General features: G+C 64.0%; 26 protein-coding genes. 13 read left to right on the plus strand and 13 right to left on the minus strand.

The annotated features are described in order from the left end of the window. Nucleotides 1-91 precede the first annotated feature (91 nt). Nucleotides 92-1,582 (plus strand): phospholipase D-like domain-containing protein, encoded by a 1,491-nt coding sequence (locus AC51GR_RS08700; RefSeq protein ID WP_496324235.1) that lies wholly within the window; start codon nucleotides 92-94, stop codon nucleotides 1,580-1,582. Between the two features lie 3 nt (nucleotides 1,583-1,585). Here the strand turns inward: AC51GR_RS08700 and AC51GR_RS08705 are convergent, their stop codons facing one another. Both AC51GR_RS08705 and AC51GR_RS08710 read right to left on the minus strand, forming a co-directional pair. Then, the gene (locus tag AC51GR_RS08705; RefSeq protein WP_496324236.1) at nucleotides 1,586-2,776 is read right to left on the minus strand and encodes an acyl-CoA dehydrogenase family protein; all 1,191 of its coding nucleotides are present in this window, start codon (nucleotides 2,774-2,776) and stop codon (nucleotides 1,586-1,588) included. Continuing rightward, on the minus strand, nucleotides 2,777-4,015 hold the full coding sequence (locus tag AC51GR_RS08710) for a CoA transferase (RefSeq protein ID WP_496324237.1): 1,239 nt from the start codon (nucleotides 4,013-4,015) through the stop codon (nucleotides 2,777-2,779). Nucleotides 4,016-4,089: 74 nt separating this feature from the next. Between AC51GR_RS08710 and AC51GR_RS08715 the strand changes: the two genes are divergently transcribed. Further along, nucleotides 4,090-5,298 carry an acetyl-CoA C-acetyltransferase gene (locus tag AC51GR_RS08715; protein WP_496324238.1) on the plus strand — a complete coding sequence of 403 codons (1,209 nt, stop codon included), beginning with the start codon at nucleotides 4,090-4,092 and terminating at the stop codon, nucleotides 5,296-5,298. A gap of 82 nt (nucleotides 5,299-5,380) precedes the next feature. On the opposite strand, the gene AC51GR_RS08720 is transcribed toward AC51GR_RS08715, so the two are convergent. Continuing rightward, nucleotides 5,381-6,229 carry an SDR family oxidoreductase gene (locus AC51GR_RS08720; protein WP_496324239.1) on the minus strand — a complete coding sequence of 283 codons (849 nt, stop codon included), beginning with the start codon at nucleotides 6,227-6,229 and terminating at the stop codon, nucleotides 5,381-5,383. Between the two features lie 229 nt (nucleotides 6,230-6,458). Here AC51GR_RS08720 and AC51GR_RS08725 point away from each other — a divergent pair, with 229 nt between their 5' ends. The 3 genes from AC51GR_RS08725 to gdhA all read left to right on the plus strand — a co-directional run bounded on the left by AC51GR_RS08725 (nucleotide 6,459) and on the right by gdhA (nucleotide 9,178). After that, the gene (locus tag AC51GR_RS08725) at nucleotides 6,459-7,106 is read left to right on the plus strand and encodes a LysM peptidoglycan-binding domain-containing protein (protein WP_496324240.1); all 648 of its coding nucleotides are present in this window, start codon (nucleotides 6,459-6,461) and stop codon (nucleotides 7,104-7,106) included. A 78-nt stretch (nucleotides 7,107-7,184) separates the two neighbouring features. Beyond that, on the plus strand, nucleotides 7,185-7,685 hold the full coding sequence (locus AC51GR_RS08730; RefSeq protein WP_496324241.1) for a hypothetical protein: 501 nt from the start codon (nucleotides 7,185-7,187) through the stop codon (nucleotides 7,683-7,685). 149 nt (nucleotides 7,686-7,834) lie between these two features. Further along, nucleotides 7,835-9,178: an NADP-specific glutamate dehydrogenase gene (gdhA, locus tag AC51GR_RS08735; RefSeq protein WP_496324242.1), complete on the plus strand. Its 1,344-nt coding sequence runs from the start codon at nucleotides 7,835-7,837 to the stop codon at nucleotides 9,176-9,178. 39 nt (nucleotides 9,179-9,217) lie between these two features. Here the strand turns inward: gdhA and AC51GR_RS08740 are convergent, their stop codons facing one another. The 4 genes from AC51GR_RS08740 to AC51GR_RS08755 all read right to left on the minus strand — a co-directional run bounded on the left by AC51GR_RS08740 (nucleotide 9,218) and on the right by AC51GR_RS08755 (nucleotide 12,579). After that, entirely contained in the window at nucleotides 9,218-9,691 is a 474-nt protein-coding gene (locus AC51GR_RS08740; protein ID WP_496324243.1) for a TspO/MBR family protein, read from the minus strand. 92 nt (nucleotides 9,692-9,783) lie between these two features. After that, complete coding sequence (locus AC51GR_RS08745) at nucleotides 9,784-10,638, minus strand: oxygenase MpaB family protein (RefSeq protein WP_496324244.1); 855 nt, start codon at nucleotides 10,636-10,638, stop codon at nucleotides 9,784-9,786. Between the two features lie 69 nt (nucleotides 10,639-10,707). Then, complete coding sequence (locus AC51GR_RS08750; protein ID WP_496324245.1) at nucleotides 10,708-11,787, minus strand: NAD(P)H-dependent amine dehydrogenase family protein; 1,080 nt, start codon at nucleotides 11,785-11,787, stop codon at nucleotides 10,708-10,710. Between the two features lie 99 nt (nucleotides 11,788-11,886). After that, the gene (locus AC51GR_RS08755) at nucleotides 11,887-12,579 is read right to left on the minus strand and encodes a TetR/AcrR family transcriptional regulator C-terminal domain-containing protein (protein WP_496324246.1); all 693 of its coding nucleotides are present in this window, start codon (nucleotides 12,577-12,579) and stop codon (nucleotides 11,887-11,889) included. 111 nt (nucleotides 12,580-12,690) lie between these two features. Here AC51GR_RS08755 and AC51GR_RS08760 point away from each other — a divergent pair, with 111 nt between their 5' ends. Both AC51GR_RS08760 and AC51GR_RS08765 read left to right on the plus strand, forming a co-directional pair. Then, nucleotides 12,691-13,356 (plus strand): O-methyltransferase, encoded by a 666-nt coding sequence (locus AC51GR_RS08760; RefSeq protein ID WP_496324247.1) that lies wholly within the window; start codon nucleotides 12,691-12,693, stop codon nucleotides 13,354-13,356. A 245-nt stretch (nucleotides 13,357-13,601) separates the two neighbouring features. Further along, entirely contained in the window at nucleotides 13,602-14,057 is a 456-nt protein-coding gene (locus AC51GR_RS08765) for a hypothetical protein (protein WP_496324248.1), read from the plus strand. A 97-nt stretch (nucleotides 14,058-14,154) separates the two neighbouring features. On the opposite strand, the gene AC51GR_RS08770 is transcribed toward AC51GR_RS08765, so the two are convergent. After that, nucleotides 14,155-15,015 (minus strand): alpha/beta fold hydrolase, encoded by an 861-nt coding sequence (locus AC51GR_RS08770; protein ID WP_496324249.1) that lies wholly within the window; start codon nucleotides 15,013-15,015, stop codon nucleotides 14,155-14,157. A gap of 207 nt (nucleotides 15,016-15,222) precedes the next feature. Between AC51GR_RS08770 and AC51GR_RS08775 the strand changes: the two genes are divergently transcribed. Further along, nucleotides 15,223-15,726 carry a flavin reductase family protein gene (locus AC51GR_RS08775; RefSeq protein ID WP_496324250.1) on the plus strand — a complete coding sequence of 168 codons (504 nt, stop codon included), beginning with the start codon at nucleotides 15,223-15,225 and terminating at the stop codon, nucleotides 15,724-15,726. A gap of 7 nt (nucleotides 15,727-15,733) precedes the next feature. Here AC51GR_RS08775 and AC51GR_RS08780 read toward each other — a convergent pair whose 3' ends face one another. After that, nucleotides 15,734-16,222 (minus strand): nuclear transport factor 2 family protein, encoded by a 489-nt coding sequence (locus AC51GR_RS08780; RefSeq protein WP_496324251.1) that lies wholly within the window; start codon nucleotides 16,220-16,222, stop codon nucleotides 15,734-15,736. Nucleotides 16,223-16,465: 243 nt separating this feature from the next. Between AC51GR_RS08780 and AC51GR_RS08785 the strand changes: the two genes are divergently transcribed. The 4 genes from AC51GR_RS08785 (at nucleotide 16,466) to AC51GR_RS08800 (ending at nucleotide 20,336) form a co-directional block, all read left to right on the plus strand. Continuing rightward, the gene (locus AC51GR_RS08785) at nucleotides 16,466-17,638 is read left to right on the plus strand and encodes an acyl-CoA dehydrogenase family protein (protein WP_496324252.1); all 1,173 of its coding nucleotides are present in this window, start codon (nucleotides 16,466-16,468) and stop codon (nucleotides 17,636-17,638) included. Between the two features lie 28 nt (nucleotides 17,639-17,666). Next, on the plus strand, nucleotides 17,667-18,578 hold the full coding sequence (bphC, locus tag AC51GR_RS08790; RefSeq protein WP_496324253.1) for a biphenyl-2,3-diol 1,2-dioxygenase: 912 nt from the start codon (nucleotides 17,667-17,669) through the stop codon (nucleotides 18,576-18,578). Between the two features lie 173 nt (nucleotides 18,579-18,751). Then, entirely contained in the window at nucleotides 18,752-19,405 is a 654-nt protein-coding gene (locus AC51GR_RS08795) for an IclR family transcriptional regulator (protein ID WP_496324254.1), read from the plus strand. A 178-nt stretch (nucleotides 19,406-19,583) separates the two neighbouring features. After that, nucleotides 19,584-20,336, plus strand: a complete 753-nt coding sequence (locus AC51GR_RS08800; RefSeq protein WP_496324255.1) for an IclR family transcriptional regulator — start codon at nucleotides 19,584-19,586, stop codon at nucleotides 20,334-20,336. An 18-nt stretch (nucleotides 20,337-20,354) separates the two neighbouring features. Here AC51GR_RS08800 and AC51GR_RS08805 read toward each other — a convergent pair whose 3' ends face one another. Further along, nucleotides 20,355-21,143, minus strand: a complete 789-nt coding sequence (locus AC51GR_RS08805; RefSeq protein ID WP_496324256.1) for an SDR family NAD(P)-dependent oxidoreductase — start codon at nucleotides 21,141-21,143, stop codon at nucleotides 20,355-20,357. A 113-nt stretch (nucleotides 21,144-21,256) separates the two neighbouring features. On the opposite strand from AC51GR_RS08805, the gene AC51GR_RS08810 reads away from it, so the two are divergent. Further along, nucleotides 21,257-21,844, plus strand: coding sequence for a TetR/AcrR family transcriptional regulator (locus tag AC51GR_RS08810; protein WP_496324257.1), 588 nt, complete (start codon nucleotides 21,257-21,259; stop codon nucleotides 21,842-21,844). A gap of 47 nt (nucleotides 21,845-21,891) precedes the next feature. Here the strand turns inward: AC51GR_RS08810 and AC51GR_RS08815 are convergent, their stop codons facing one another. From AC51GR_RS08815 to AC51GR_RS08825, 3 genes are all read right to left on the minus strand, one after another. Beyond that, the gene (locus AC51GR_RS08815; protein ID WP_496324258.1) at nucleotides 21,892-23,028 is read right to left on the minus strand and encodes a 3-ketosteroid-9-alpha-monooxygenase, oxygenase component; all 1,137 of its coding nucleotides are present in this window, start codon (nucleotides 23,026-23,028) and stop codon (nucleotides 21,892-21,894) included. A gap of 56 nt (nucleotides 23,029-23,084) precedes the next feature. Then, nucleotides 23,085-23,327, minus strand: coding sequence for a hypothetical protein (locus tag AC51GR_RS08820; RefSeq protein WP_496324259.1), 243 nt, complete (start codon nucleotides 23,325-23,327; stop codon nucleotides 23,085-23,087). A 177-nt stretch (nucleotides 23,328-23,504) separates the two neighbouring features. Beyond that, nucleotides 23,505-24,221 (minus strand): DedA family protein, encoded by a 717-nt coding sequence (locus tag AC51GR_RS08825; RefSeq protein ID WP_496324260.1) that lies wholly within the window; start codon nucleotides 24,219-24,221, stop codon nucleotides 23,505-23,507. Nucleotides 24,222-24,227: the final 6 nt, after the last annotated feature.

The raw sequence follows: 24,227 nt of genomic DNA on the forward strand, positions 1-24,227 counted from the left end.
GTTGTCGAATGTTTGTTCGACTGAGCAAGGCGTGGCGTCGCTCGTGCTACTTTCTAGAACGCTAATCCGCCAAAGAAGCCGAGGGTCCCCCGTGAGCAGTGACAAGCCGGTGCTTGTACCCGATGAGACCTGCTGGAAGATCGCCGAGGCCGATCGACTCGCTGTGATCATCGACGCGGCCGACTACTTCAGGCATGCAAAGGCCGCGATGTTGCAGGCACGCAGCCGGATCATTCTTATCGGGTGGGATTTTGATACCCGGATCCAGTTCGAGCCCGAGGGCCAGACCCTCGACGGACCCAATGCACTCGGCGATTTCCTGAAGTGGTTGCCGCAGAACCGACCCGGGCTCAATATCAACCTCCTCAAGTGGAACTTGGGGTTGGGTGCGATCAATAGGGGGATGGCGCCGGTTTTCATTCAGAACTGGCTCACCGACCCCGCTCTGCAGTTCGAGAACGATCTGGTTCACCCGGTTGGCGCGGCACACCATCAAAAGATCCTGGTGATCGATGATCAGATCGCGTTCTGTGGCGGCATCGACATGACCGTCGACCGGTGGGACACCTCCGACCACCTCGATCAGAACGATCGACGCACCAAGCCCAACGGCAAGACATATGGGCCCTGGCACGATGCGACCACCGCTGTTGACGGAGACGCGGCCCGGGTAGTCGGCGAGATGGCGCGGGCCCGGTGGCTGGCAGCAACCGGTCGCACCCTCGAGCAGATCACCGGCGGCGGGGACACTTATTGGCCCGACACACTGGTTCCGACCATGAAATCGGTCAACGTGGCCGTGGCGCGGACACTGCCAGAAATCCCGGGCCGGGACGAGGTGCGGGAGATCGAATCTCTCTACCTCTCAGCCATCGCCGCCGCTCGGGACTACCTCTACATCGAAAGTCAATACCTCGCGTCCCGGACCATCGCCGAGGCCCTGGCCAGACGTCTGCGCGAAAGCGGAGGACCCGAGATCGTGATCGTCCTGCCCCGGCATGCCGACAGCTGGCTCGAACAGCAGGCGATGGACGGTGCCCGCCACCGCCTCCTCCAGTTCCTATGGCAGGCCGACACCGAAAAGCGTTTCCGCGCATACCATCCGGTGACCGCAGACGGGGAACCGGTATACGTGCACGCCAAGGTCTTGGTGATGGATGACCGTCTCCTGCGCGTGGGGTCATCCAATCTCAACAACCGGTCGATGGGCTTCGACAGCGAATGTGACCTCGCCGTCGAGATCGATCCCGACCTCCCAGGATCGAATGAGAACCGCATTGCGATCCGCGGAGTCAGAAATCGTTTGCTGAGTGAACACCTCGACGTCGACGCTGACGAACTTCAAGCTGTGATCAACCATTCCGGACTCGTCGCCGCCATCGACGCAATGTGCGGTGGCGGCAGGACCCTTGTCGAGTTCGATCACGACATCGTCGACGGCGAGGACAGCCCCCTCGCCGAGAACGAACTGATGGACCCCGAGCGGACCCGATCCTCGTTGTTGGAGAAGACGTATCGGCTGGTTGTGGGTCGACGACAGATCCGGGCGGCAGCCCACCGAGAGCTCGCTGGTACGCACTGACCCCTATAACGCGTAGCTGCGCATCACACCTTTACTGATGATCGTCTTCTGGATCTCACTGGTGCCTTCACCGATCAGCAGGAACGGCGCCTCGCGCATGAGGCGTTCGATCTCGTACTCTTTCGAGTACCCATAGCCGCCGTGGATACGGAAGCTGGCCTGTGTGACCTCGGAGCAGTACTCACTCGTCAGGTACTTCGCCATACCCGCGGCCACGTCGTTGCGTTCACCGGAGTCCTTCAGCCGGGCCGCGTTGACCATCATCAGATGTGCCGCCTCGACTTTGGTGGCCATTTCCGCGAGGGAGAACGATATCGCCTGATGCTGGGCGATGGGCTTCCCGAACGTGCTGCGCTGCTGGGCATATCGCGCAGCCAACTCGAACGCCCGGATCGCCACACCGCAGGCACGGGCCGAGACATTGACACGTCCGACCTCGACACCGTCCATCATCTGATAGAAGCCCCGACCAGGCTTGTCTCCGAGGACCATATCCGACGAGATCCCGTAGTTGTCGAACAACAACTCCGTGGTGTCGATCCCCTTGTACCCCATCTTGTCGATCTTGCCGGGAATTGTCAGACCCGGTGCCACCTCACCGAATCCGGCCGGCTTCTCGATCAGAAAGGTGGTGAGGTTCTCATGCGGCTTGGCCGCACCCTCATCGGTGCGGACCAGGGCTGCGACCAAGGTGGAACTGCCACCGTTGGTGAGCCACATCTTCTGACCGTTGATGACATAGTCGTCTCCGGATCGCTGGGCCCGGGTTCGGATCGCCGCGACGTCTGACCCCAGCTCGGGTTCAGACATCGAAAAGGCCCCGCGCACTTCACCGGTCGCCATTCGCGGAAGAAAATGCGCCTTCTGTTCCGGGGTCCCGTGCTGGCGGATCATGTAGGCCACGATGAAGTGGGTGTTGATCACACCCGACACACTCATCCAGCCGCGGGCCAACTCCTCGACACACAGCGCATACGTCAGCAGCGACTCCCCCAGTCCGCCATACTCTTCCGGGATCATCAGCCCGAACAGACCCATCTCGCGCATCGTGTCGACGATTGCCTGCGGGTAGGTGTCTGACTGTTCGAGGGCCTGCGCGTTCGGAATGATGTCGCGATCGACGAAGTTGCGAACGGTGGACAAGATGTCGATCTGAACCTCGGTCAGGTCGTGCGTCTGCGCCAGGCGCGTCATCTACTCTCCTTCTCGGGTGGCCGGCGTCGATACCCGAATGGCCCCGCGGGCCTCGAGATCGGCAATTTCCTTCTCGCTCAAGCCCAGGCACTCGCGGAGGACAGTGGCACTGTCATCACCGTTCGCGGGCGCGGGCCGCGGAGCCGGATACTGTCCGTCGATCGACATCGGCGTGGTCGGCGCAAGATAGGAGCCGATTCGCGGCTGATCGACCGGCTGGAACATCGGATTGTCTGTGACGCGCGGATCGGTGGCGATCTGTTTGAAGGTCCGATAGCGCTCGTAGACAACAGCTGTCGTACTGAGCTCCTTCTCCACCTCGTCGATGGTCCGGTCACGGAACCAGATCGAGAACAATCCGCTCAAGACGTCGCAGTGGCGAAAGCGATCTCCGTCGTTGCTGAAGTCAACGCCCAGTGCGATTTCCAATGCAGCCACGGCGTCGGCGGTACCGGTGACGGCGGCGAGGTCGCGGAAGTGTCGCGGCGTGACCGCGACGACCATGATCGTTTCTCCGTCAGCGGTGCGGAAATCGCTTCCGTAGGTGCCATATACGAAATTGCCGACCCGGGGCCGGTCGGGTCCACCGAGCTGCACTTCGGCGAGGTAGCCGAGGTGACCGATCGTCGCCAACGCGACATCCTCGAGGGGCAACACGATTTGCGCCCCTTCCCCGGTGCTCGCCCGGCGGTGCACCGCAGCCGTCACCGACAGGGCCGCATACAACCCGCAGGCCACGTCCCATGCCGGGAGCACATGGTTGACCGGTGCTCCCAGGGTGGTCGGGCCGGTGACGAGAGGAAATCCCATCGCAGCGTTGACGGTGTAGTCGACCGCACCGCGCCCATCCGCGCGGCCGAGCACCTGGACGTGGATCAGGTCGGGCCGGTCTTTGACGAGGTTGTCGTATTCGAGCCACTCCCGTCCGGCCGCGTTGGTGACGACAATTCCCGCTTCGAGGATGAGTTCACGGATCAGCGCGGTGGCTTCCGGATCACGAAAGTTCGCGGCCAGAGACCGCTTTCCCTGATTCAGATTCGCCCAGTAGATCGACTCGCCGTCCGCGGTGACCGGCCAGCGTTTGTAATCCGCGGCGCCCCCGATCGGATCGACGCGGATCACTTCGGCGCCAAGCGATCCCAGGGTCATTCCGGCAAGGGGTGCTGCGACGAAACTGGATACCTCTATGATTCGTAAACCCGCCAACGGTAACGCCTGGGGTTTGCTCTCCGAACTCATCGGACGGTGGGCACAGTGCGAAAGGTCATGGGTCCACCTTGCATTATGGGCCTATAAAGGGGAAGGGAAACCCTATGCGCGAGGTTGTCATCTGTGAACCGATTCGCACTCCGATCGGCCGTTACGGCGGAATGTTCAAGTCGCTCACCGCAGTCGATCTCGGTGTCGCTGCGATGAAGGGGCTGCTCGAACGGACCGGAATCGCACCGGACGAGATCAACGACGTCATCCTCGGTCATTGCAACGGCAACAGTGAGGCACCGGCAATCGGCCGGGTGGTGGCGCTCGACGCCGGACTACCGGTGACCGTCCCGGGTATGCACATCGACCGCCGCTGTGGATCGGGCCTGCAGGCAGTCATCCAGGCGGCCTTCCAGGTCGGCAACGGTGACAATGAACTGGTTGTGGCCGGTGGTACCGAATCGATGAGCAACGCCTCGTTCTATTCCGTCGACATGCGATGGGGCGGCGCCCGCTCCGGCATCCAGATGCACGACAGCCTGGTCCGGGCCCGATCCACCGCAGGTGGACAGTTCTATCCGGTACCCGGCGGCATGATCGAGACGGCAGAGAACCTACGCCGTGAGTACGGCATCAGCCGGCTCGAGCAGGACGAACTCGCCGTCGCCTCCCACGCCCGGGCCGTGGCCGCCCAGCAGGCCGGGATCCTGGCCGAAGAGATCGTGCCGGTGACCGTCCCGTCCCGCTCCGGTGACCAGGTGATCGACACCGACGAGCACCCGCGGGCCGACACCACGGTCGAGTCGCTCGGGAAATTGCGACCCATCATGGGCAAGCAGGATCCCGACGCCACCGTGACCGCGGGTAACGCCAGCGGTCAGAACGACGCCGCGTCACTGAGCATCGTGACCACCGCCGAGAAGGCCGCCGAACTGGGCCTGACCCCCTTGGTCAAGCTCGTGTCATGGGGTGTGGCCGGCGTGGAACCCAGGGTGATGGGCATCGGGCCGGTCCCGGCCACCGAGAAGGCACTCGCCAAGGCCGGACTCGGACTCTCCGACGTCGACCTCATCGAACTCAACGAGGCATTTGCCGCGCAGGCGCTCGCCGTGATGCGGGAGTGGAAGTTCACCGCCGACGATCATCAGCGCACCAATGTGCATGGTTCCGGTATCTCGCTGGGCCATCCGGTCGGCGCAACCGGTGGCCGGATGCTGGCCACGCTGGCCCGGGAGATGCAGCGACGCGACGCCCGGTACGGGTTGGAGACCATGTGCATCGGCGGCGGTCAGGGTCTGGCCGCGATCTTCGAAAAGGTCTGAGGCGAGATCTACTGGTCGAGCGGACGGATTTGATCGAGGTCGATCCGGACCTGTCGTTGAGCTGATCCAACCCCTCGGCGGTTCAGGCGTCGATGTAGAAGTCGAGGTCGAGGGGTTCGGTACCGCCGTACGTGGACAGGTCGGTGACACCGGCGTTCTTGAGGACGTCGGCGTCGATCAGAACCTCACCGGTGGCCGAGGACGGCCGCGCCAAGATCAGTGTGGCGGCGTCGGCCATGACCTCGGGCTCACGCGCATGCAAGGCGGCCTCGGGGTCGGCCTGCAGGTTCTTCACGGCAGCGGTGGCGATGGTCGTCTCCGGCCACAGACAGTTGCTGGCGATGTTCTGGTCTGCGAACTCGGCCGCGAAACCGAGGGCCAAGACCGTCATCCCGTACTTCGAAAGTGTGTAGGCCGGGAACTTGCCCAGCCAGTGCGGCGACATGTTGAGCGGGGGCGCGATGGACAGGATCTGCGCATTCGGCGATTTCGCCAGATGCGGCAGCGCTGCCTGGGTCAGCGAGAACATGCCCCGGACGTTGACACCCTGCATCAGGTCGTAGCGCTTGAGTGGCAGGTCGGCGGTCCCGGCCTCGTTGATGACGCTGGCGTTGTGGATGAGGATGTCGATGCCGCCGAAGGTCTCGACAGCGGTCGCGACCGCCCGCTGTACGTCGTCGTCGACACGCACATCACCGACCACACCGACGGCCTTACCGCCCGCCGCGGTGATCTCGTCGACTGCCGTGTGAATCGTGCCCGGCAGTTTCGGATGCGGCACGTCGGTCTTGGCCAGGAGCACGATGTTGGCGCCCCGCTTGGCCAGCGCGATCAGGATGGCGAGCCCGATACCGCGACTGCCGCCGGACATGAGCACGGTGCGGTTCTCGAAAGCATTGGGAGCCAACGACTCCAGCTGATTGTCCGACATGGTTCGACCAGAGCCCTTCGACGATGTGATGCGCGATTCCTGCAGGTTACCAGAACGTCATTCTCATTTGCGAGAGGCGCCCTCTACCGACTACTCCGGCGGCGGCCGCGCCACTGCTCGAAACCGGGTACGCGGATACGCATGACACACGGAGTCCTCACGACGAGAGTTGTCCTCGGGCCCATCGGAGAGCCCCGAAAGCCACGACACGTCTACGAGCGAGGAAACGATGAAGACCTACAACGTCCAGCCCGGCGACACCCTCTTCACAATTGCGCAGCGCGAGTACGGCGACGGCACCCTGTATCCGGTGATCGCGCGCCAGAATCACCTCGCCGATCCCAACGTGATCAGCATCGGACAGCAACTCCAGGTTCCGTATGTGACCTTTCGCCACAAGTTCTCGACACCGGACAGCTCCGCGGCCCGGCAGGCGATCACGCAGCATTATTACGGCACCACCGACACCGCGACCCAATTGATCTGGGAGCTGATCAACGGCGTCGCCCAACGTCCGATTCAACCGGGTTCATGGCTACTCATTCCCGACCTCGCCAACCCCGGTCACCACACCGTCGTCACCGGGGACAATCTGCACGAACTGGCCTTCCGCTGGTACGGCGATGACCATCTGCGCATCATGCTCGCGCACGCAAATCAACTGCCGCACAATGGAACCCTCACTCTTGGTCAAGTCCTGATCATCCCCGGCCTGAATCGACGCGCCCACGTTGCCGGCGACACACTTCATACGCTCTGCCACGCCGAATACGGCAACGATAATCTCGATACCTGGCTCGGGGTCGTCGCGGCGGCCAACCATATTTCTGCCCCCGATTCCCTGTTCTCCAATCAGGTGGTCCATTTCCCGAGATAAGCGAATTGATCCCGGCTGTAACACAACAGAGTCACCCTTTCGATAGGCGGAGAAAGCCGACCACCAAAGGGAGAAATCATGCGCATTGCGAAACGAATATCGGTATTGGCGGGCGCGATGCTCGCCGCCGCAGGATTGGCCGTGGCCGGGGCCCCCGTCGCATCAGCCGCACCCATCGGCCCAACCCTCACCGCCGCGCCGGTATCCGTCTACCAGGTGCCGGCACTCGGCCTGCAGATCAGCGGACTGGCAGTTCCCTGGCCGCTGTTCGTCTCGGTCGATGCATCTTCACCGGCGCCGGGCCGGACCACCTTCACGGCTCCCGGCAGCCCGACGACCTGCTCGACCAGTGCGGCCAGCGCCCTGATCCGGATCAACTATCTCAACCTCGGCACCGGTGCCGCAGGAGCCACCACAGTCAAACTGTGCCCGTACTACCTTGACCCGGCACCCACCGCGTCGACCGTGGCCACCGGCTCTGGACCGGTGGCCATCACCGTCTCCATCGACGGTTCCCAGGCCTATCCCAATGCAGGTCAGCCGTCACTTCCGGGCGTCGGGGGCTTCGTCGCGCCCTGACCCGGGAGTTGTCTGATCCGTCACCGGTGAGCCGGGGCGTACCTGTCGGTCGATAGGCTGGCTGGCGGTGCCGTCTGCCGTTGACGGCCACTGACACCGCGGGCGAGCATCTCGCGGTGCTCGGAGCACGAAGGAGCCAGACGAATCCGATGATCGACGCGAAGCTGCAAGACCTCTACGACGAAGTGATCGCCCGCAACCCGGGTGAACTCGAATTTCACCAAGCAGTCAAAGAGGTACTCGACAGTCTCGGCCCCGTGGTCGAGAGGCACCCGCAGTACACCGACTCCGCGATCATCAAGCGTCTGTGCGAGCCCGAACGTCAGATCATCTTCCGCGTGCCCTGGACCGACGACGACGGGCAGGTGCAGATCAACCGCGGTTTCCGGGTCGAGTTCAACTCCGCGCTCGGCCCGTACAAGGGTGGCCTGCGGTTCCACCCCAGCGTCTACCTGGGCATCGTCAAGTTCTTGGGCTTCGAGCAGATCTTCAAGAACGCCCTCACCGGCCTACCGATCGGCGGCGGCAAAGGTGGCTCCGACTTCGACCCGAAGGGCCGTTCGGACGCCGAGGTCATGCGTTTCTGCCAGTCGTTCATGACGGAGCTCTATCGACACATCGGCGAGCACACCGACGTCCCCGCCGGTGACATCGGCGTCGGCGGCCGCGAGATCGGCTACCTCTTCGGCCAGTACAAGCGGATCACCAACCGATACGAATCGGGAGTGCTGACCGGCAAGGGCTTGTCGTGGGGCGGTTCACAGGTGCGCACCGAGGCCACCGGATACGGCGTGGTGTTCTTCGTCGGCGAGATGCTGAAGGCGGCCGGCGAGTCCTTCGACGGGAAACGCGTTGCGGTATCCGGGTCGGGCAACGTCGCCATCTATGCCATCGAGAAGATCCACCAGCTCGGCGGTACCGTCGTCGCATGCTCGGATTCGAGCGGATATGTCGTCGACGACAACGGCATCGACCTCGAACTCCTCAAAGAGATCAAGCAGACCCGCCGCGGACGTATTGCCGAATACGCCGAAGCCCGTGGCGGCAAGGTGGCATTCAGCAGCAGCGGCACGATCTGGAACGTGCCGGTCGACATCGCCCTGCCTTGTGCGACCCAGAATGAACTCGACGCCGACGACGCGAAGGCGCTCATCGCGGGCGGTTGTTCCATCGTCGCCGAGGGCGCGAACATGCCCACCACACCCGAGGCGACGCGCCTGTTTGCCGATTCCGGCGTACGGTTCGCGCCGGGCAAGGCCGCCAATGCCGGTGGCGTGTCGACCAGCGCGCTCGAGATGCAGCAGAACGCGTCACGGGACTCGTGGTCGTTCGAACACACCGAAGCGCGTCTCGCCGCGATCATGCGCAACATCCATGACACGTGCCTGCACACCGCCGACGACTACGGAGTTCCCGGCAACTACGCGACCGGCGCGAACATCGCGGGCTTCACCCACGTTGCCGACGCGATGATCGCGCAAGGTCTCATCTGAGTCGTCTTTCCGGACCGGCGCGCGCTCGACCCCGTCACCTCAGCGATTGCGGCGCCAGATCGCAGCCGACAACAGCGTCGCGAAGCTGCACCAGCCCGCGTAGGGCACCAACGCGGCGGCCGCGGTCGACGACGCCGGCGCGGCGCGACGAACCAGGTCGGCACTGCTCGCCGCGAGCGCCGCGGCGGTCACGGTGGCGGCGCCGGTACGGTGCGCTTTGAAGAACACCCAGGTCCAGGCACCGTTCAGGATCAGATTTGCGGCCAACGCACGCTCGAAAGCTGCCGCGTCGATGTGACGCATGTCGTCATTCAGTGCATCGATCGTTGCCGCCGAACTGATCGCGACGTCGGCGTACAACGCTGTCCACACGATCGGGAACACTGCTGCCGGTGGCTGAAACGCCGGCTTCGACAACCGTCGATACCACTTGGAGTCGGTGTCTTTCGACGCGATCGAGCCGACCACAGCTGTGATGGTGACCGCGCTGGCGGTTCTGACAATCGAACGCATACCGGCACTCCCGTCGGATGTGGAACAGTCTCACCGCCAACGTACTCCCGGTGACCGGACCGCCCACCTCATCTCCGGGAGAAGCCCTGCCCCTAGACCAGCGGACGCCCGAGGCGGGACCGCAGGCGTGCGTCCCAGAGAAGCAGACGAAAGCCCAACTGGGACAGCCACAACGACTTCCGCCGCTCACGCTCGACGAGATCGGCCACATAGCCGTCGAACCACTCCTGGTCCGCCGTCGTCCACGGAACCCGCAACGCCTCCCGGAACGGGGGCGGCAGATAACCGATGGTCCGTCGGTATTTGACCGGGCCATAACGTTTTTTGATCACCGGATGCGCGTAGTCGAAGTTCGCGATGCCGAGAAGGAACTCACGGATCTCGTCCGATATCGAGATCTCAGCCGCCTGCCGATCCCAGTATTGTCCGAACTCCGCCCGCGTGGGTGGCCACGCCTCCGCCGGCATCTGCAACGTGGTGCCACAGACCTTGCCCTGCCGGTAGAACGTCTCCCGGTCCTCACCCGCCAAGGGGCCGTGAACCCTCTCGTAGATGTCCTCCCACCCGAGATACAGGCAGGCCGCAACCCACAGTTGCAGATCGACGTTCATTGCGTCGTAGTCGACCGGACTGGTCTCGTCGGAGCGAACCTGCACGTGCTGACGATTCACGGCCTTCCGAAAGTTCTTGCGGTCGTTGGCATTTCCCATGACGGCCACCGCCAGGTACGCCCCGGTGGTGCGCGCCCGCTTGACCGGATGCAGATCGAGCCGGCCGCTCTCGACCTTGCTGCGGGCCACGCCGTAACCCACGGCAGGATTGGCCAGTTGCATGATCACGTTGGCCGTGCTCATCGTCCGCCCCATCGACAGCAGCGACTTGGCGAAGAAGCTGCTGTCGATCCGATCCATCTCGTCGCGCGACATCCGGCCGCCACTGTTTCCCATCGGCCCCCCATCATCTGATCACCTTTGTTTTCAGAATAGGGCAGGGACCCCCGGGCCCGCCGGATCTGTTCAGGCGGTGACGTTGCGCGGCACCACACCGCGGGCCAGGGTCAGCGGAAGGTCGTTGTACGTGGCGATTCCGGGAGCGGCGCCGATCACGGCAGAGATTGCGTGAATGGGCGGCAACGCGGTCATGATGTGGCCGAGCTTGAGGAAGTCGGCCATGGTTTCCGCCTCGTAGTAAGGCGGAGGAAGGAATCCGATACTCATGTTCACCGTCGGGCGGCCGTCGATGGTGATCTTCCAGCTCTCGGCTCCGATCTGCCAGTCCGGTTCGAGGGTCTGCCCCTTGCGCCATCGAACATTCACGTCGATGAGCGTCGTATTACCCACGCGTCCTTGCCAACTCACATACACACCGGCAACACATCCCGCCGGAATCATCCACGAACCCAGATCCACGTCGGCCGTTGTCTGCGCATACTCGGCCTCACAGACGATTTCGTCGAGTTCGACGCCGAGTGAATCGGCGACAAGCCGGACCGCCTCGGCGAAAACCGCGGTTCCGGTGGCGGCCATCGGAGCCAGATTCGGGTCGTCGATCGGAGTACCGAATCCGACCGGCCGTTCCGTGTCCGGCGAGTCGTAGAAGGTTGTGTCCGCCGCTTCGGCGATCGTGACCTTGTCGACCCGGTCGCACGCATTCGTCGCGACGATGGCCAAGAGTTCGGCGAAGCCCGGACTCACACCGGAACCGAAGATCGTCGATCCACCGACCTCGCAGGCCTGCAGGATCCGGTCACGGCCCTCCCCGAGATTGTGGCCGGTGATGAAGGACGCCGAGGTCACGACGTTGGCGCCCGACGACAGGATCGTGACCAGTTCGTCGACATCGATCCACATGGGGTTGTAGACCACCACGTCAGGTTTCAGCGCCAACAGCGCGTCGACGTCGTTGGTTGCCGTGACGCCCAACGGCTCGATGCCGCAGAGTTCACCGACGTCGCGACCCACCTTGTCCGGAGACCAGGCGAAACAACCGATCAGGTCGAGCGTGGGATTGGCGGCGATCGCCTTTGCGGCTTCGACTCCGACATTTCCGGTGGTCCACTGGACCACGCGGTACGGGGTGGCGTTCTTCTGTGGCATAGCTGCCTCGATTCGAGTCCGGGTTTCCCCTATGACTACACGGCAGCGCACGTGCCGATACGCACTTTCGGAATCTTTTTCCCGACCGGGGAAAAGAGTTCAGATGGAAGGTGACATCAGCGCCCGACGCCGTTCCAGACCCGCGATGATCACATCCAGATCGAACTCGAGTTGTCCGTCGTCGGAGCCTGCGTTCTGTCTCACCGCGACCAGGCTGCGGAGCACGGGAAAGTCGGTATCCGGTGCGTTCAGCAAGGTGCGGGCCACATCGGGTACGTCGGGATGGATCCTGCTGTCGGTGGCCTGGACCGTGTCCCGACCGGTCGAGTAGGCCACCTCGGTCAACAACGCGAGGATCCGGCCCGCCTCGTCGACACCGAAACCGGCGTCGACCAGGCTCTGCAGCACCCGCTCGACCGGGGCCAGGGTTCGCACGCCCCCGGCGCCGGGCAGCCGGATGTACATCGACAGGGCCCCCACCGTGACAACCGCATCCCGCGTCGCGCCGGCATACCGGCGGATCACCTCACGCCAGTCGGCGCCGGCCGGTAGATCCACCCGACTCAACGCGGACTCGAACACGTCGAGGGCGACCAGCTCACGCAAGCCGTTGAGATCGTTCACGTGATAGCTGAGGGCTTTGCGGTCGACACCCAACACATCGGCCACCGCCTGCATCGTCATGGCGTCCGGCGGCAGGGCGCGGGCAGCTCGGACGATGCCCTCACGACTGATCCGGGCAGGGCGCCCCCGGCGCGCAGCAACCGGATTCTCACTTGCCGACTCCGACAACGCGCACCTCCCTGGGGCTCGTGGCCAACACTAGTTCAGGGACCGGTGCAGCCAGGCGCAGTCTGACCAGAAGTATGGGCAAGCCTTTCGGGAAGCGGCACACTGAAAAACATGACCGAGAACTGGGCCGCCGCCGACAGGTACTTGAGTGATGTCCTGATCGGTGATGATCCCGCGCTCGACGCCGTCATCACCGCCAACGCCGAAGCGCAGCTACCGGCGATCGATGTCGCACCCGTTCAAGGCAAGTTCCTGCACCTGCTGGCACGAGCGATCGGCGCGCGACGGATCCTCGAGATCGGCACACTCGGCGGATACAGCACCGTGTGGTTGGCGCGGGCAGTCGGGGGCGACGGTCGCGTCATCACGCTCGAATACGAACCCCACCATGCCGAGGTGGCCCGGGCGAACGTCGACCGCGCACTGGTCGGTGAACGCGTCGAGATCAAGGTCGGTGCGGCGTTGGACATCCTGCCGACCCTGCCCGCGGATGCCCCGTTCGATCTGGTCTTCATCGACGCCGACAAGCCGAACAACAGCAACTACGTACGCGCTGCGCTGCGACTGTCGCGGCCGGGCACCGTCATCGTCGTCGACAACGTCGCCCGCGACGGCGCGATCGCCGACCCCGCCCAGGACGACGAACGCGTGGTGGCCTCCCGTGAGGTACTCGAGCTTCTCGCCACCGACCCCCGACTCGATGCCACCGCCCTGCAAACAGTCGGGGTAAAGGGCTGGGACGGATTCGCAATTGCACTTGTTCAGGACGTCGGCTAGATCTACACCCCCCCGGGGGGCGACGAACCCGGATTGCACTCACCCCAGCAGCCGGCCCTTTCGGGCACTCCCGAAAGGGCAGACCTCAGTACTCACTGAGATGAAATGCGCTGTGCCCAGCGATAATAGGAGCGGTCACGGAACTGAGGTAGTCGACTACTCACGGCTTCGGGAAGCTCCACCCCGAGCCTTGACGTACTGCGAATCAATCGACCGCAGAACGACTACCGAGAGGTGTGACGATCATGTCAACGGACAATGCTGCTACCGCAGCACAATTGAAGGAACAATCCACCCGACTACGCAATGCCTGGATCAGTGTCGCTGCGATAGGGGTCGCCGTCGGTGGCCTGGCCCTGGCCGCGCCGAGCGCGCAAGCCGAAGTGCAGGGGATCAGCGTCGCCCCGGGTCCGAGCTTCCTGACATCGGCGCAGCACGGTTCTGGCTGCACCTACAAGGTCACGATCGACGCCAACATCAGCAAAGGTCCCATCTACTTTTGGGACAGCGCCCCGGCGGCGTTCGGTCAGCTCTCCCCGGTGCCGGCGGCGAACTCTGTGTCGGTCATGTGGACGCCCCTGGGTACCGGCCCACACAAGATCACGGCGTGGCAGTCCGGTGGTGGCGAGAAGTCGACGGTTCAGTTCGACGTGGCAGTCGGCCACGATTTCGGATCGTCCTGCTGGGCACTTCCGTTTTGAGCACCGGCAGCACCCCCCCGGGTGCAAACGCGGCCACCCCTGACCGATGGTTCGATCAGGGGTGGCTGCACCAGGTTTCGGCACCTAGGACGAATGCCTACGCCCGCGTCAGGAAGGCCAGCACCGCAGAGAGCCATGCCTCTCGTGCCTCGATCATCGTCCAGTGCCCGCAGTTCGGGAACACATGGAGTTCGGCGTTCGGGATGTCGCGCATCGGCAGGAGGGCCAGGTCCACCGGACTGACCCGGTCGTCGCGGCCCCAGGTCAGGAGCGTCGGCGACTTCACCTTTTGCAGCTGAGCCCAGTAGGGCACCGCGTCGGCGGAATTGTTCGCCGCGATCGTCGCGGCAAATGCCTTGCTGCTGTACATGCGTCGGGCGATCTCCAGCGTGGTGGGCTCGGTGGCCAGCTCCCAACGCTCGTCGATCAGTTCCTCGGTGACCAGGGCGCGATCGTGGACCATCGACAGGAGCCAGCGGATCAGGCCCTCCCGGGTGGGGTTGTCGGTGAACTCCATCAGCAACTTGATGCCCTCGCTGGGTCCCGAGGAGAAGATGTTCTTGCCCATACCGCCGATGGTGACGAGCTTTCCGACCCGTTCGGGCTCGGCGATCGCAACCTTCGTGGCGACAATGCCACCCATGGAGTTGCCGATGATGTCGACGGGCCCGAGCCCCAGCCCGTCGAGGAACACCCCGACGGCGGACTCTGCCATCACCATCGGATGCCCGTCGACCGGGTCACTCACGCCGAAGCCGGGGAATTCCAGTACCAGGCAACGGAATTGTTCAGAGAGTTCGGATAGCACCCCACGATAGTTACGCCATCCGGTGACCCCTGGACCCGATCCGTGGAGCAGCAGCAACGGCGGTCCGTCGCCGGCCTCGTGATAGCGCAGCACCCCGAGGCTCGTCTCGAGTTCTCGCCGGGTCTGCTCGTAGCTCACGTCTGCGGTCATGGTCCATGACGTTGCCAGCGCGGGCCGTCGGCCACAGCAGGGATTCCGCTGAACGAGACGGGCCGAATGAGGCAGACACCAACACAACTGCTGCCCACCAACGGCTTCCACTGAGCGAAACCCGGCTGTGAACACCCGGCCGTCCCCCTTACGCTCACCGCAACCCGTCGAATCCTCGACGACACAACGGAATCGGAGGTGGATCAGATGTCGATCGAAACGATGTCACAGGCTCAGATGCGCAAAGCATTGGGCCAATTCGCAAGTGGCGTGACCGTCGTGACGAGCATGGACGACGAGGGCCCGATCGGGTTCGCCTGCCAGTCGTTCGCGTCGGTGTCGCTCGAACCGCCACTGATCCTGTTCTGCGCCGATCACCGCGGCCGGTCCTGGCCTCGAATCCGTGACACCGGACGATTCAGCATCAATGTCTTGCACGAGGCCCAGACCGACCTGTGCGCCCGCTTCGGCGGTCGCGCCGGCCGTAAGTTCGACGGTCTCGATTGGGAGTTGTCGAAGTGGTCCACGCCGTCGCTGCCCGGCGTACTGATGCGGGCGCACGCGGAGATTCACGACGTCCACACCGCCGGCGATCACGACGTGGTGATCGGCCGGGTCCTCGAACTCGAGTCGGTGACCGAGGAGCGTCCGATGATCTTCTTCCGTGGGGCATTCGGGATCGAGCCGTCCCCGACCCTGCTCGACGCCTGAGCCGCGCTCAGCCCTGCGACGCGCGACCCAGCAACTCGCGGGCGCCGGCACTGCCATCGAGCAACCGGGCGGTGCGGCGACGGATCAGCCACCGACCATCGATTCGACCGAGATCAAATCGGTTGGCGGTGACGCGCCAGACCCGGAACGAATCCTCGTCGACATTGCGGCGCAGGAGCAGCGAGTGGCAGGTCGCAACCGCGGTGTCACCGTCGACGCGGATGTGGACCGGGTCCAGCAGGTGCCCGCAGCCCTCGTTGATGTAGTCCTGATGGGGCGCAGTGCGCACCATCTCGGTGATCGCGTCGCGCCCTTCCATCACCCGGATGTCGATGTCGTAGACGGCGTCATCCGCCCACAGCCGCCCCACCGCATCGGCGTCACCGGCGTCGACGGCCGGTCCGTAGGCGGTCAGCAGTTCGTGGATGGCGGCCTTGTCCTCGAGGATCTGAACGCGCTCGAGCAGAGAAGCCACCAGGTCAGCGGTGTCGGTCATATCGCTCCTTCGGGAAGATGCAGGCACCCACAGGTGATGCCGGTCCATCCTGTTCTACCGGGATCGACCCGGCACCACCCCAGGCGTCCCGCTCAACGGAAACCTAGGTGCACCATCACTGGCGCGCTGGGAATGTTGGTCACACCACACCTGCACATCACGTGCAGGCCTTGTCAGTTCCGTGGAGAAATACCCACGCAGTCCCCGGCTCGTCACGGGCCGAATTCCAGGAAGAGTCACGCCATGGGCCAGGTATTGGACAGAATCATGCAGCACGCGGACCAGATCCGCGCGGACGCAGCCGAAGGCGAGTCGTTGATGCGACTCACCGACACGACCGCGAAGAACCTGCGTGAGTCCGGCATCATCCGCACCTTCCAGCCGAAGGAGTACGGCGGCTTCGAAGGTCATCCCCGTGAGGCTGCCGAAACCATCATGGCGCTCGGCGCGCTCGACGGTGCCACAGGGTGGGTCGCCGGCATCGTCGGCGTCCACCCGTGGGAACTCGCATTCTTCGATCCCAAAGCCCAGGAAGAGATCTGGGGCGAGGACAACGACATGTGGATGGCGTCGCCGTACGCGCCGATGGGTGTCGCGGTCCCGGTCGACGGTGGTTACATCCTCAACGGTCGCTGGTCGTTCTCGTCCGGCACCGACCACTGCGGCTGGGTGATGATCGGTGCAGCTGTCGGCGACAAGGACGGCAACCGGACCGGCAAGGTGCTACACGTCGTGCTCCCGCGCTCGGATTACGAGATCGACCAGGACAGCTGGAATGTCATCGGTCTTCGTGGCACCGGCTCGAAGGACCTGATCGTCAAAGATGCGTTCCTCCCCGAGCACCGCACACTCGACGCCGACATCGTGCTCAGCGGTAACGGCTGGCGTCACGCCGGACGCGACGAGACGCTGTACCGCTTCCCGTTCTCCTGCATCTTCCCGCTGGGCATCACCTCCTCGCTGATCGGTATGACCGAAGGTGCGCTGGCCTGCTACGTCGCCGCCCAGAAGGAGCGCGTGCAGGTCACCGGCGTCCCCATCAAGGAGGACCCGTACGTCCTGTTCGCGATCAGCGAGGCGGCTGCGGAGATCAACGCTTCCCGATTGGCATTGCTGGAAACCGTGGACCGCTTCTGGGACAAGACCGATCGCGGTATCGAGATCGGCTTCGAAGAGCGGGCGGCCGGCCGTCGCACCCAGATTTCGTCCGCGTGGCGGGCCGTCCGTGCGATGGACGAGATCTTCGCGCGTGCCGGCGGCGCCGCGGTCCACACCAAGACCCCGATGCAGCGGTTCTGGCGTGATGCCCATGTCGGTCTGACGCATGCCATCCACGTGCCCGGCATGATCTATCACTCCGCCGCCCTCGCGCAGCTCGGCGGTGACCCGCAGGGCGCATACCGCGCAATGATCTGACCCTCTTCGCATTTCAAGGAAAGAAGCCATGACAGAACTTCGGGGTCTCGGTTACCTCAGAATCCAGACGCAAGACGTCGCGCGTTGGCGCGAACTGCTCATCGACGGTCTCGGTATGGCCGTCGGCAGCGGTCCCGAGCCGGACGCGCTGTACGCCCGCGTCGACGAACGCCGCTCACGCATCGCGGTGCTCCCGGGCGATTCCGACAAGGCACTGGCCGTCGGCTGGGAGGTACGCGACGAGTTCGCACTCCAACGAGTGCGGGAGGCCGTCGAGAAGTCCGGGCGCGCCGTTGAGGTGTTGTCGCGCAAGGAAAGCTCGTATATCGATGCCGAAGCGGCCATCGCGTTCGACGATCCGACCGGGACCCGCCTCGAGGTGTTCTACGGACCGGTTCTGGACCACAGCCCGGTGGTGACGCCGTTCGCCGGTCGCTGGGTGACCGGCGGGCACGGCTTGGGACATGTGGTGCTGCCGACCGCGAAGTTCGATGAGTCGTACGAGTTCTACACGCAGGTACTCGGCTTCCTTCCGCGCGGTTCGATCCGGCTGGACGAAGAGGGTGCCATGCGAGTTCGCTTCCTCGGGATCAACCAGCGGCACCACAGCCTGGCGCTGTGCCCGGCGCCGCCGACCGAGGCACCCGGCCTTGTCCACCTGATGACCGAGGTCGACACACTCGACGCAGTCGGCCAGGCACTCGATCGGGTCAACAAGCAGAAGTTCTCGATCTCGTCGACGCTCGGACGGCACACCAACGACAAGATGATCTCGTTCTACGTTCGGGCTCCCGGCGGGTGGGACCTCGAATTCGGCACCGAGGGCATGCTCGTCGACGAGCGGCACTACACGTCGGAAGAGATCACCGCCGACGCCTACTGGGGCCATGACCAGTCCGGATCTGAACCGCTCAAGGCGTTCATCCCGGCGGCCGGCTGACCGCTCGAACCGCAGGTCAGAGCACTTCCCCCGGAAAAGCACCGCGACATTTCGTCGCGGTGCTTTTCTGTGTCCGCTCCCATTCCCTTCGCAAGTCGAACGATGCTGCAGTACGATCCACTCATTGATTGGATGATCAATCAATGACTCACCACATCGCTTTCGGAGTGCCCGTGACCCTCACAGACGACGAACGACCCCAGACCGTCATGGGACGGGTACTACTGCTGCTCGAACCGTTCCGCGATTCCGACAATCTGACGCTCACCGAACTGGCCGAGCGAACCGGCTTTCCCCGGTCGTCGACCCATCGCATGCTCCTGCAACTCGTCGAGGTCGGCTGGATACACCGGACCGGGACCACCTACCACCTCGGCCCGAAGCTGGCGGAACTCGGATCCCTTGCACAGAGTCACGATCGGATTCATCAAGCCGCCCTCGCGAGCATGTACCAACTGCACAAGCGCACCCGGATGGCGGTGCATCTGGCGGTTCTCGACGGCGACGACCTGCTCTACCTCGAAAAGGTCGGCGGACGTTGGGCCGCAGCACTTCCCACCCACGTCGGACAGCGGCGTCCCGCCCATGAAACCGTCGAGGGTGCCGCCCTACTGGCCCATCGCGACGGCCAAGTGCCCGGCGCTGCCGAGCGCGTTCTCGACGGCGCCGCCGGCGAGCAGGTGAGTTGCGTCGCCATCGCCTTTGCCGCACACAACGGCGAGATCGCCGCACTCTCGCTAACCGGACCGGCAGGACGGACACCAGAAGGTGCCCACCGCGACCTGGTCCAGGCCACCGACCTGGTGGCATCGAAGCTCTCTGCCTGAGCGTCACCCACTGTGATCCGACCGGAAATCTCCGGGCCCGAGACCCACGTCACGATTCCGGTTTGACCTACGTCACAGTCCTGCTATCGTCATATCAATATTGATTGAGCGCTTGATCAATACGATCCTCAAGCGCTCGCAGGCCACGGCCCCGGCCTGCTGACCGATGGAGGTTTACGTGAGAAACGGCGACGACTTTTCCCCGGCCGTCATCGACCGGGTCGCTGGTCTGCTCGATGAGTTCCGTGACGGCAACGAACTCACCCTGTCCCAGTTGTCCTGTCGCACCGGACTACCGCGTTCGTCGGCCCACCGACTGCTCTCGCAACTCGTCGAGTTCGGTTGGGTGAGCAGGCACGGCCAGTCGTACGGGTTGAGCCGCACCATGTTCGAGTGGGGCGCGCTCGCCCAACAGCACGACAGCCTGCACCGGGCCGCGCATCCGGTGTTGCACGAGCTCCACGCCACGACCGGATTGGTGGTCCACCTAGCGGTTCTCGACGGCAACGACGTCCGCTACCTGGACAAAGTCGGATGCAGTCCGGTCGCGCTACCCTCACGGATCGGCGGGCGCCAACCGGCCTTGCGGACCGCGCTCGGCAAAGCGCTCATCGCACACTCCGGGGTCGATCCGATGCGCAACCGCTCGGCAGTGGCGTCCTTGAAGTCCGTGGGTGACAACGACGGGCTACGCCACGAGATCGCCCACATCCGCCAGCGCAACGTGGCGTACGAATGCGAGGACTCCGTGCCCGGTGTCGCGTGCGTGGCCGCCCCGATCGGCAACACCCGCACCTGCGTCGGCGCCCTGTCGGTCACCGGGCCGGCCGGCAGCGTCGACACCGTCACCTTGGCGATGCCCCTGCGGGCCGCGGCCAGGGCGATCTGGCAATCCCTGGGCGACAGCGGATCCGCCCGCCGAGCCGGATGACCCGGTGGGCGCTGCAACCTAGCGGACGAGCGCCTGCCCACCGTCGACGGCCAGTGTGTGTCCGGTGATGTACCGGGCGGCATCGCTGCACAGGAAGACCGCGGCGGGACCGATGTCGGCCTCCGGATCTCCCAGGCGCCCCAGGGGAACCGTGCGGAGATACTCCGAGGCAGCTTCGGGCTCGTGTTCGGCCCACTGTTCCATCGTCTTCGAATTGGCCAGCGGCAGAATCGCATTGACTCGTATTCCGTCGGCCGCCCATTCGCATGCAGCAGTTCGGGTCAACACCCTGACAGCTTCTTTTGCCGCCGCGTAGCCGCCGGTGCCCGAAGGGTTCCAACGGATGCCGGCCGCCGACCCGAGATTCACGATCGATCCGCCATCCTTCAAATACTCATGACAGACCCGCATCATGCGCCATGTTGCGGTGGGGCCCGATTCCATGCCTTCCCGATAGGTGGCCTCGTCGAGTTCGAGCAGCAATCCCGGTGCCGCGGTCTGGGCATTGTTGACCAGCACCGTGATTCCGCCGAACTCGGCTACGATCGCCGGCACCAGCACCTCAACCGCACCGCCGTCGGTCACATCGCAGACAAATGGCACCGCACGACCACCGCGGGCGACGATCTCCTCGGCCACGGCACCGATGGTCGCCTCGGTCCGGCCGACGACCGCCACCTGCGCGCCGGCCGCCGCCAACGCCAGGGCGATACCGCGTCCGATCCCCTGCCCGGCGCCGGTGACGATGGCGGAGTGGCCGTTCAGCGCGCCTGCTTGGAAAGAAGGATCGGGGCCGGGGGCAGTCATGCATACTCCTTTGGGAACGTGAACTTTCGGACCCATTGATCATTTGATCAACGGATGTGGCACAATCAGCAGCGCGTGGGCACCCAATGCCCGCATCCGACAGGGGTATTGCCGTGGATCCGCAAGAACGCAGGAAGTTGATCCTGGATCGCTCAGCTGAGATTTTTGCTCGAAAAGGCGTGTCTGCAACCACTATTCGCGAGATCGCTGAAGCGGTGGGCGTCTATTCCGGCGCGCTCTACCACTACTTCCCGTCCAAGGAAGCGATCGTCACCGAACTCATCCGCGAGTACATCGAAGATCTGTCGGCCCGGTGCAACGACGTGTTGGCGCGGGAGCTGCCACCTGTTGAACGCCTGGTGGCGCTTGGTGAGGTCGCGCTGGAGACGAGCGAGCAGTACCACGGGGCCACCTCGATCTGGCGGCGCGAGGGCGACTACATGCGTGAACGTGTGGTCGAGGCCGATATGGCGGCGACCGCCGACACCATGGAGATTGCCTGGCGCGACGCCATCACCGAAGGCGTTGCCGCCGGCGACCTGCGCACCGACGTCGACCCCAAGCTCTTTCAAGAACTTCTCTACGACTCGTTCTGGCACGCCTCACGTTGGTTCCGGCCGAGCCCCGAGCAGACTTTTGCCGATCTGGCCCGCACCGTGATCAACGTGTTCGTCGACGGGATGCGCCACCGCAACACCTGACCTCTCGACCCTGCACCATCGGAGTGGCAGGGCCGAGAGGCACGGCATCACTCCTGGGGAGCTGCGAGGTTTTCCTCGACCTCTTTGTGCCAGTTCTCGAGGGCACGGGTGGTGTCGACCTCGAACTCGAACCGCTGGGTCATGTCCGGGGTGACATCCTCGACGTCGACGTAGAACTGGCTGTACCAGCGACGGAGCTGGTAGACGGGGCCGTCCTCTTCGGTCAGGAGCGGGTTCTCGATGCGAGACTTGTGCTTCCAGATCTCGATGTCCTGCGCGAACTGCTCTTCGAGTCCGTCGGTGAAAAGCGTTGCCATATCGGCCATCTGCTGATCGGTCATGCCATCGATCTTCTTGACGATCGTGCCGAACTGCAGCACGAACGAGTTCGAGTCGATCGGGTAGTGGCAGTTGATCAGCTTGGACTCGATGGTCGAACCGTCGGCCACGGTGTAGATCGTGTCGAGCATGAACGAGGGGCCGTAGTAGAACGCATCCGAGATCGTCTGGGCTTCGGGAAGATCCATCTGCACGCCGGTCTTGATGTCGTCGCGTCCGTACGAGCGCATGTGCTGACCGGCCACGTGGCCGTCAAAGACGTTCTTGAAGTATTCCGGCATCTGGTAATGCACGTAGAAGAAGTGGGCCATGTCGACGACGTTGTCGACGATCTCACGGCAGTGCGATCCCTCGACGTGAATCGTCGTCCACGTCCAGTCACTCCACTGTCCGTCTTCGTAGCCCTCGATCTCCGGAATCGCAAGCTCTGGAGTCGGTTCGGTCCCCTGCGGGCAGTTCCACACCAGCAGGACGCCGTTGCGCTCCATCGTGGTCCAGGTCTTCGTGCGGGCCACCTTGGGGGTGCGGCGGGCATAGGGAACCGATTCGCAGCGGCCCTTGCCGTTCCAGCGCCAGTCGTGGAACGGGCAGGCGATCGTGTCGCCCTTGATCTCGCCCCGGGCGAGGTTGCCGCCCATGTGCCGGCAGAAGGCGTCGAGCACGTTGATCTTGCCGGTCGAGTCGGCGAACACAACCAGCTCGGTGTTGAAGACGCGGACCTGATGCGGCTTACCGTCACGGAAGTTCTTTGCCAAACCGATGCAGTGCCAGCCACGCGCGAAACGTGTTGGATTGGTGCCGGTGTCGATGTTTCGGATCTCGATGCGCTCTTGCTCGACGGTCATGGGGTTCTCCAGATGGGGTGGGTAGGGAGGTCAAACAGGCTGAAAGTAAACGGCGATCACCGGGAGGCGGTGAAGACTTCTTCTGCGGCAAGGGGCCGGACGGCCGGCTCAGAACGAGTGGTCATCGGAATCTTGCCGTCTTTCACCGCTTCATCGACCGTGCGATCGAGCGCTTCACAGCGCAGCAGGTAGCCACCGCAATCGACGGCAGCGGCCGCAGCCATCTCCCGGCACGTCTGGGAGGCCTCGGCGGTCCATTGGATGCTCGTGTGAGCGGGGCTGTACTTCGCGACGGACACGCGAGCGTCACAGGTGTGGCAAGCGAGAGACTGCAATTTTCCGGATCCCTTCCTCGGATAGACCGAGACTAGGAACCGGGATGTGGCGGGGACCACATGAATTCAGCCCAACGGAACAGATGCGGCACATTCACCACCACCGACGGCGGCAATGTTTCACGTGCAACAACTCTCTGGTCAGCTGACGCCCTTTTCGGGCTCCCCCGAGTCGGGGTCCACAACCGCAGCCTCCCGCACCGCGTGGAACCTCTTCATCGCGCGATCGAGCAGAACGCCCAATACCAGAGCGACAACGATGGAGACGCCCGCACCGATCAGTGGTTGATCGTCGAAGAAATCACCGACGAACCGTCCCATCAGGGCCCCGTACAGCGCCCAGGTGACACCCGCGACGATGGTGAGGGGCACGAACTTTCTTCGTGGGTAGTGCGTGGCACCGGCAGTCATGTTGACGGCGACCCGGCCGATCGGGATGTAGCGCGCCGTCAGGATGATCACCACGCCGCGTTTGTCGAGCCCGTGGCGTGCCCGGGTGAGCGCCTCACGTGCCTTGGGTTTGCGCATCCACGCGAAGCGATCTGCGCCCACTCTTCGCCCGATCTCGTAGGCGATGTTGTCCCCGACGATCGCACCCAGCGCCGAGACCAGAATGAGCACCGAAAGATATGGCCGACCCGTCGATCCGGACAGCGACGCCAAGGTCATCAGGACCGACTCGCTCGGCAGCGGCGGGAAGAACCCGTCGATGGCGCACAACGCGAACAGCACCGGGTAGACCCACAGCGCGCCGGCCTGGGCGGTGACGAATTCGTTGATCACGTCCATCTGCGCTGCCGAACTCCTGCCGTTTGCCGATATCGAGTTTGCCTCGGACGCCGGGTCGAATAGTGGCATACCAGC

It is taken from the genome of Williamsia sp. z71 (assembly GCF_059553375.1).

Coding starts and splice junctions, on each gene's coding strand:
- AC51GR_RS08705 (WP_496324236.1), bottom strand. CDS start 2,776: ATGACGCGCCTGGCGCAGACGCACGACCTGACCGAGGTTCAGATCGAC.
- AC51GR_RS08710 (WP_496324237.1), bottom strand. CDS start 4,015: ATGAGTTCGGAGAGCAAACCCCAGGCGTTACCGTTGGCGGGTTTACGA.
- AC51GR_RS08715 (WP_496324238.1), top strand. CDS start 4,090: ATGCGCGAGGTTGTCATCTGTGAACCGATTCGCACTCCGATCGGCCGT.
- AC51GR_RS08720 (WP_496324239.1), bottom strand. CDS start 6,229: ATGTCGGACAATCAGCTGGAGTCGTTGGCTCCCAATGCTTTCGAGAAC.
- AC51GR_RS08725 (WP_496324240.1), top strand. CDS start 6,459: ATGAAGACCTACAACGTCCAGCCCGGCGACACCCTCTTCACAATTGCG.
- AC51GR_RS08730 (WP_496324241.1), top strand. CDS start 7,185: ATGCGCATTGCGAAACGAATATCGGTATTGGCGGGCGCGATGCTCGCC.
- gdhA (WP_496324242.1), top strand. CDS start 7,835: ATGATCGACGCGAAGCTGCAAGACCTCTACGACGAAGTGATCGCCCGC.
- AC51GR_RS08740 (WP_496324243.1), bottom strand. CDS start 9,691: ATGCGTTCGATTGTCAGAACCGCCAGCGCGGTCACCATCACAGCTGTG.
- AC51GR_RS08745 (WP_496324244.1), bottom strand. CDS start 10,638: ATGGGAAACAGTGGCGGCCGGATGTCGCGCGACGAGATGGATCGGATC.
- AC51GR_RS08750 (WP_496324245.1), bottom strand. CDS start 11,787: ATGCCACAGAAGAACGCCACCCCGTACCGCGTGGTCCAGTGGACCACC.
- AC51GR_RS08760 (WP_496324247.1), top strand. CDS start 12,691: ATGACCGAGAACTGGGCCGCCGCCGACAGGTACTTGAGTGATGTCCTG.
- AC51GR_RS08765 (WP_496324248.1), top strand. CDS start 13,602: ATGTCAACGGACAATGCTGCTACCGCAGCACAATTGAAGGAACAATCC.
- AC51GR_RS08770 (WP_496324249.1), bottom strand. CDS start 15,015: ATGACCGCAGACGTGAGCTACGAGCAGACCCGGCGAGAACTCGAGACG.
- AC51GR_RS08775 (WP_496324250.1), top strand. CDS start 15,223: ATGTCGATCGAAACGATGTCACAGGCTCAGATGCGCAAAGCATTGGGC.
- AC51GR_RS08780 (WP_496324251.1), bottom strand. CDS start 16,222: ATGACCGACACCGCTGACCTGGTGGCTTCTCTGCTCGAGCGCGTTCAG.
- AC51GR_RS08785 (WP_496324252.1), top strand. CDS start 16,466: ATGGGCCAGGTATTGGACAGAATCATGCAGCACGCGGACCAGATCCGC.
- bphC (WP_496324253.1), top strand. CDS start 17,667: ATGACAGAACTTCGGGGTCTCGGTTACCTCAGAATCCAGACGCAAGAC.
- AC51GR_RS08805 (WP_496324256.1), bottom strand. CDS start 21,143: ATGACTGCCCCCGGCCCCGATCCTTCTTTCCAAGCAGGCGCGCTGAAC.
- AC51GR_RS08815 (WP_496324258.1), bottom strand. CDS start 23,028: ATGACCGTCGAGCAAGAGCGCATCGAGATCCGAAACATCGACACCGGC.
- AC51GR_RS08825 (WP_496324260.1), bottom strand. CDS start 24,221: ATGCCACTATTCGACCCGGCGTCCGAGGCAAACTCGATATCGGCAAAC.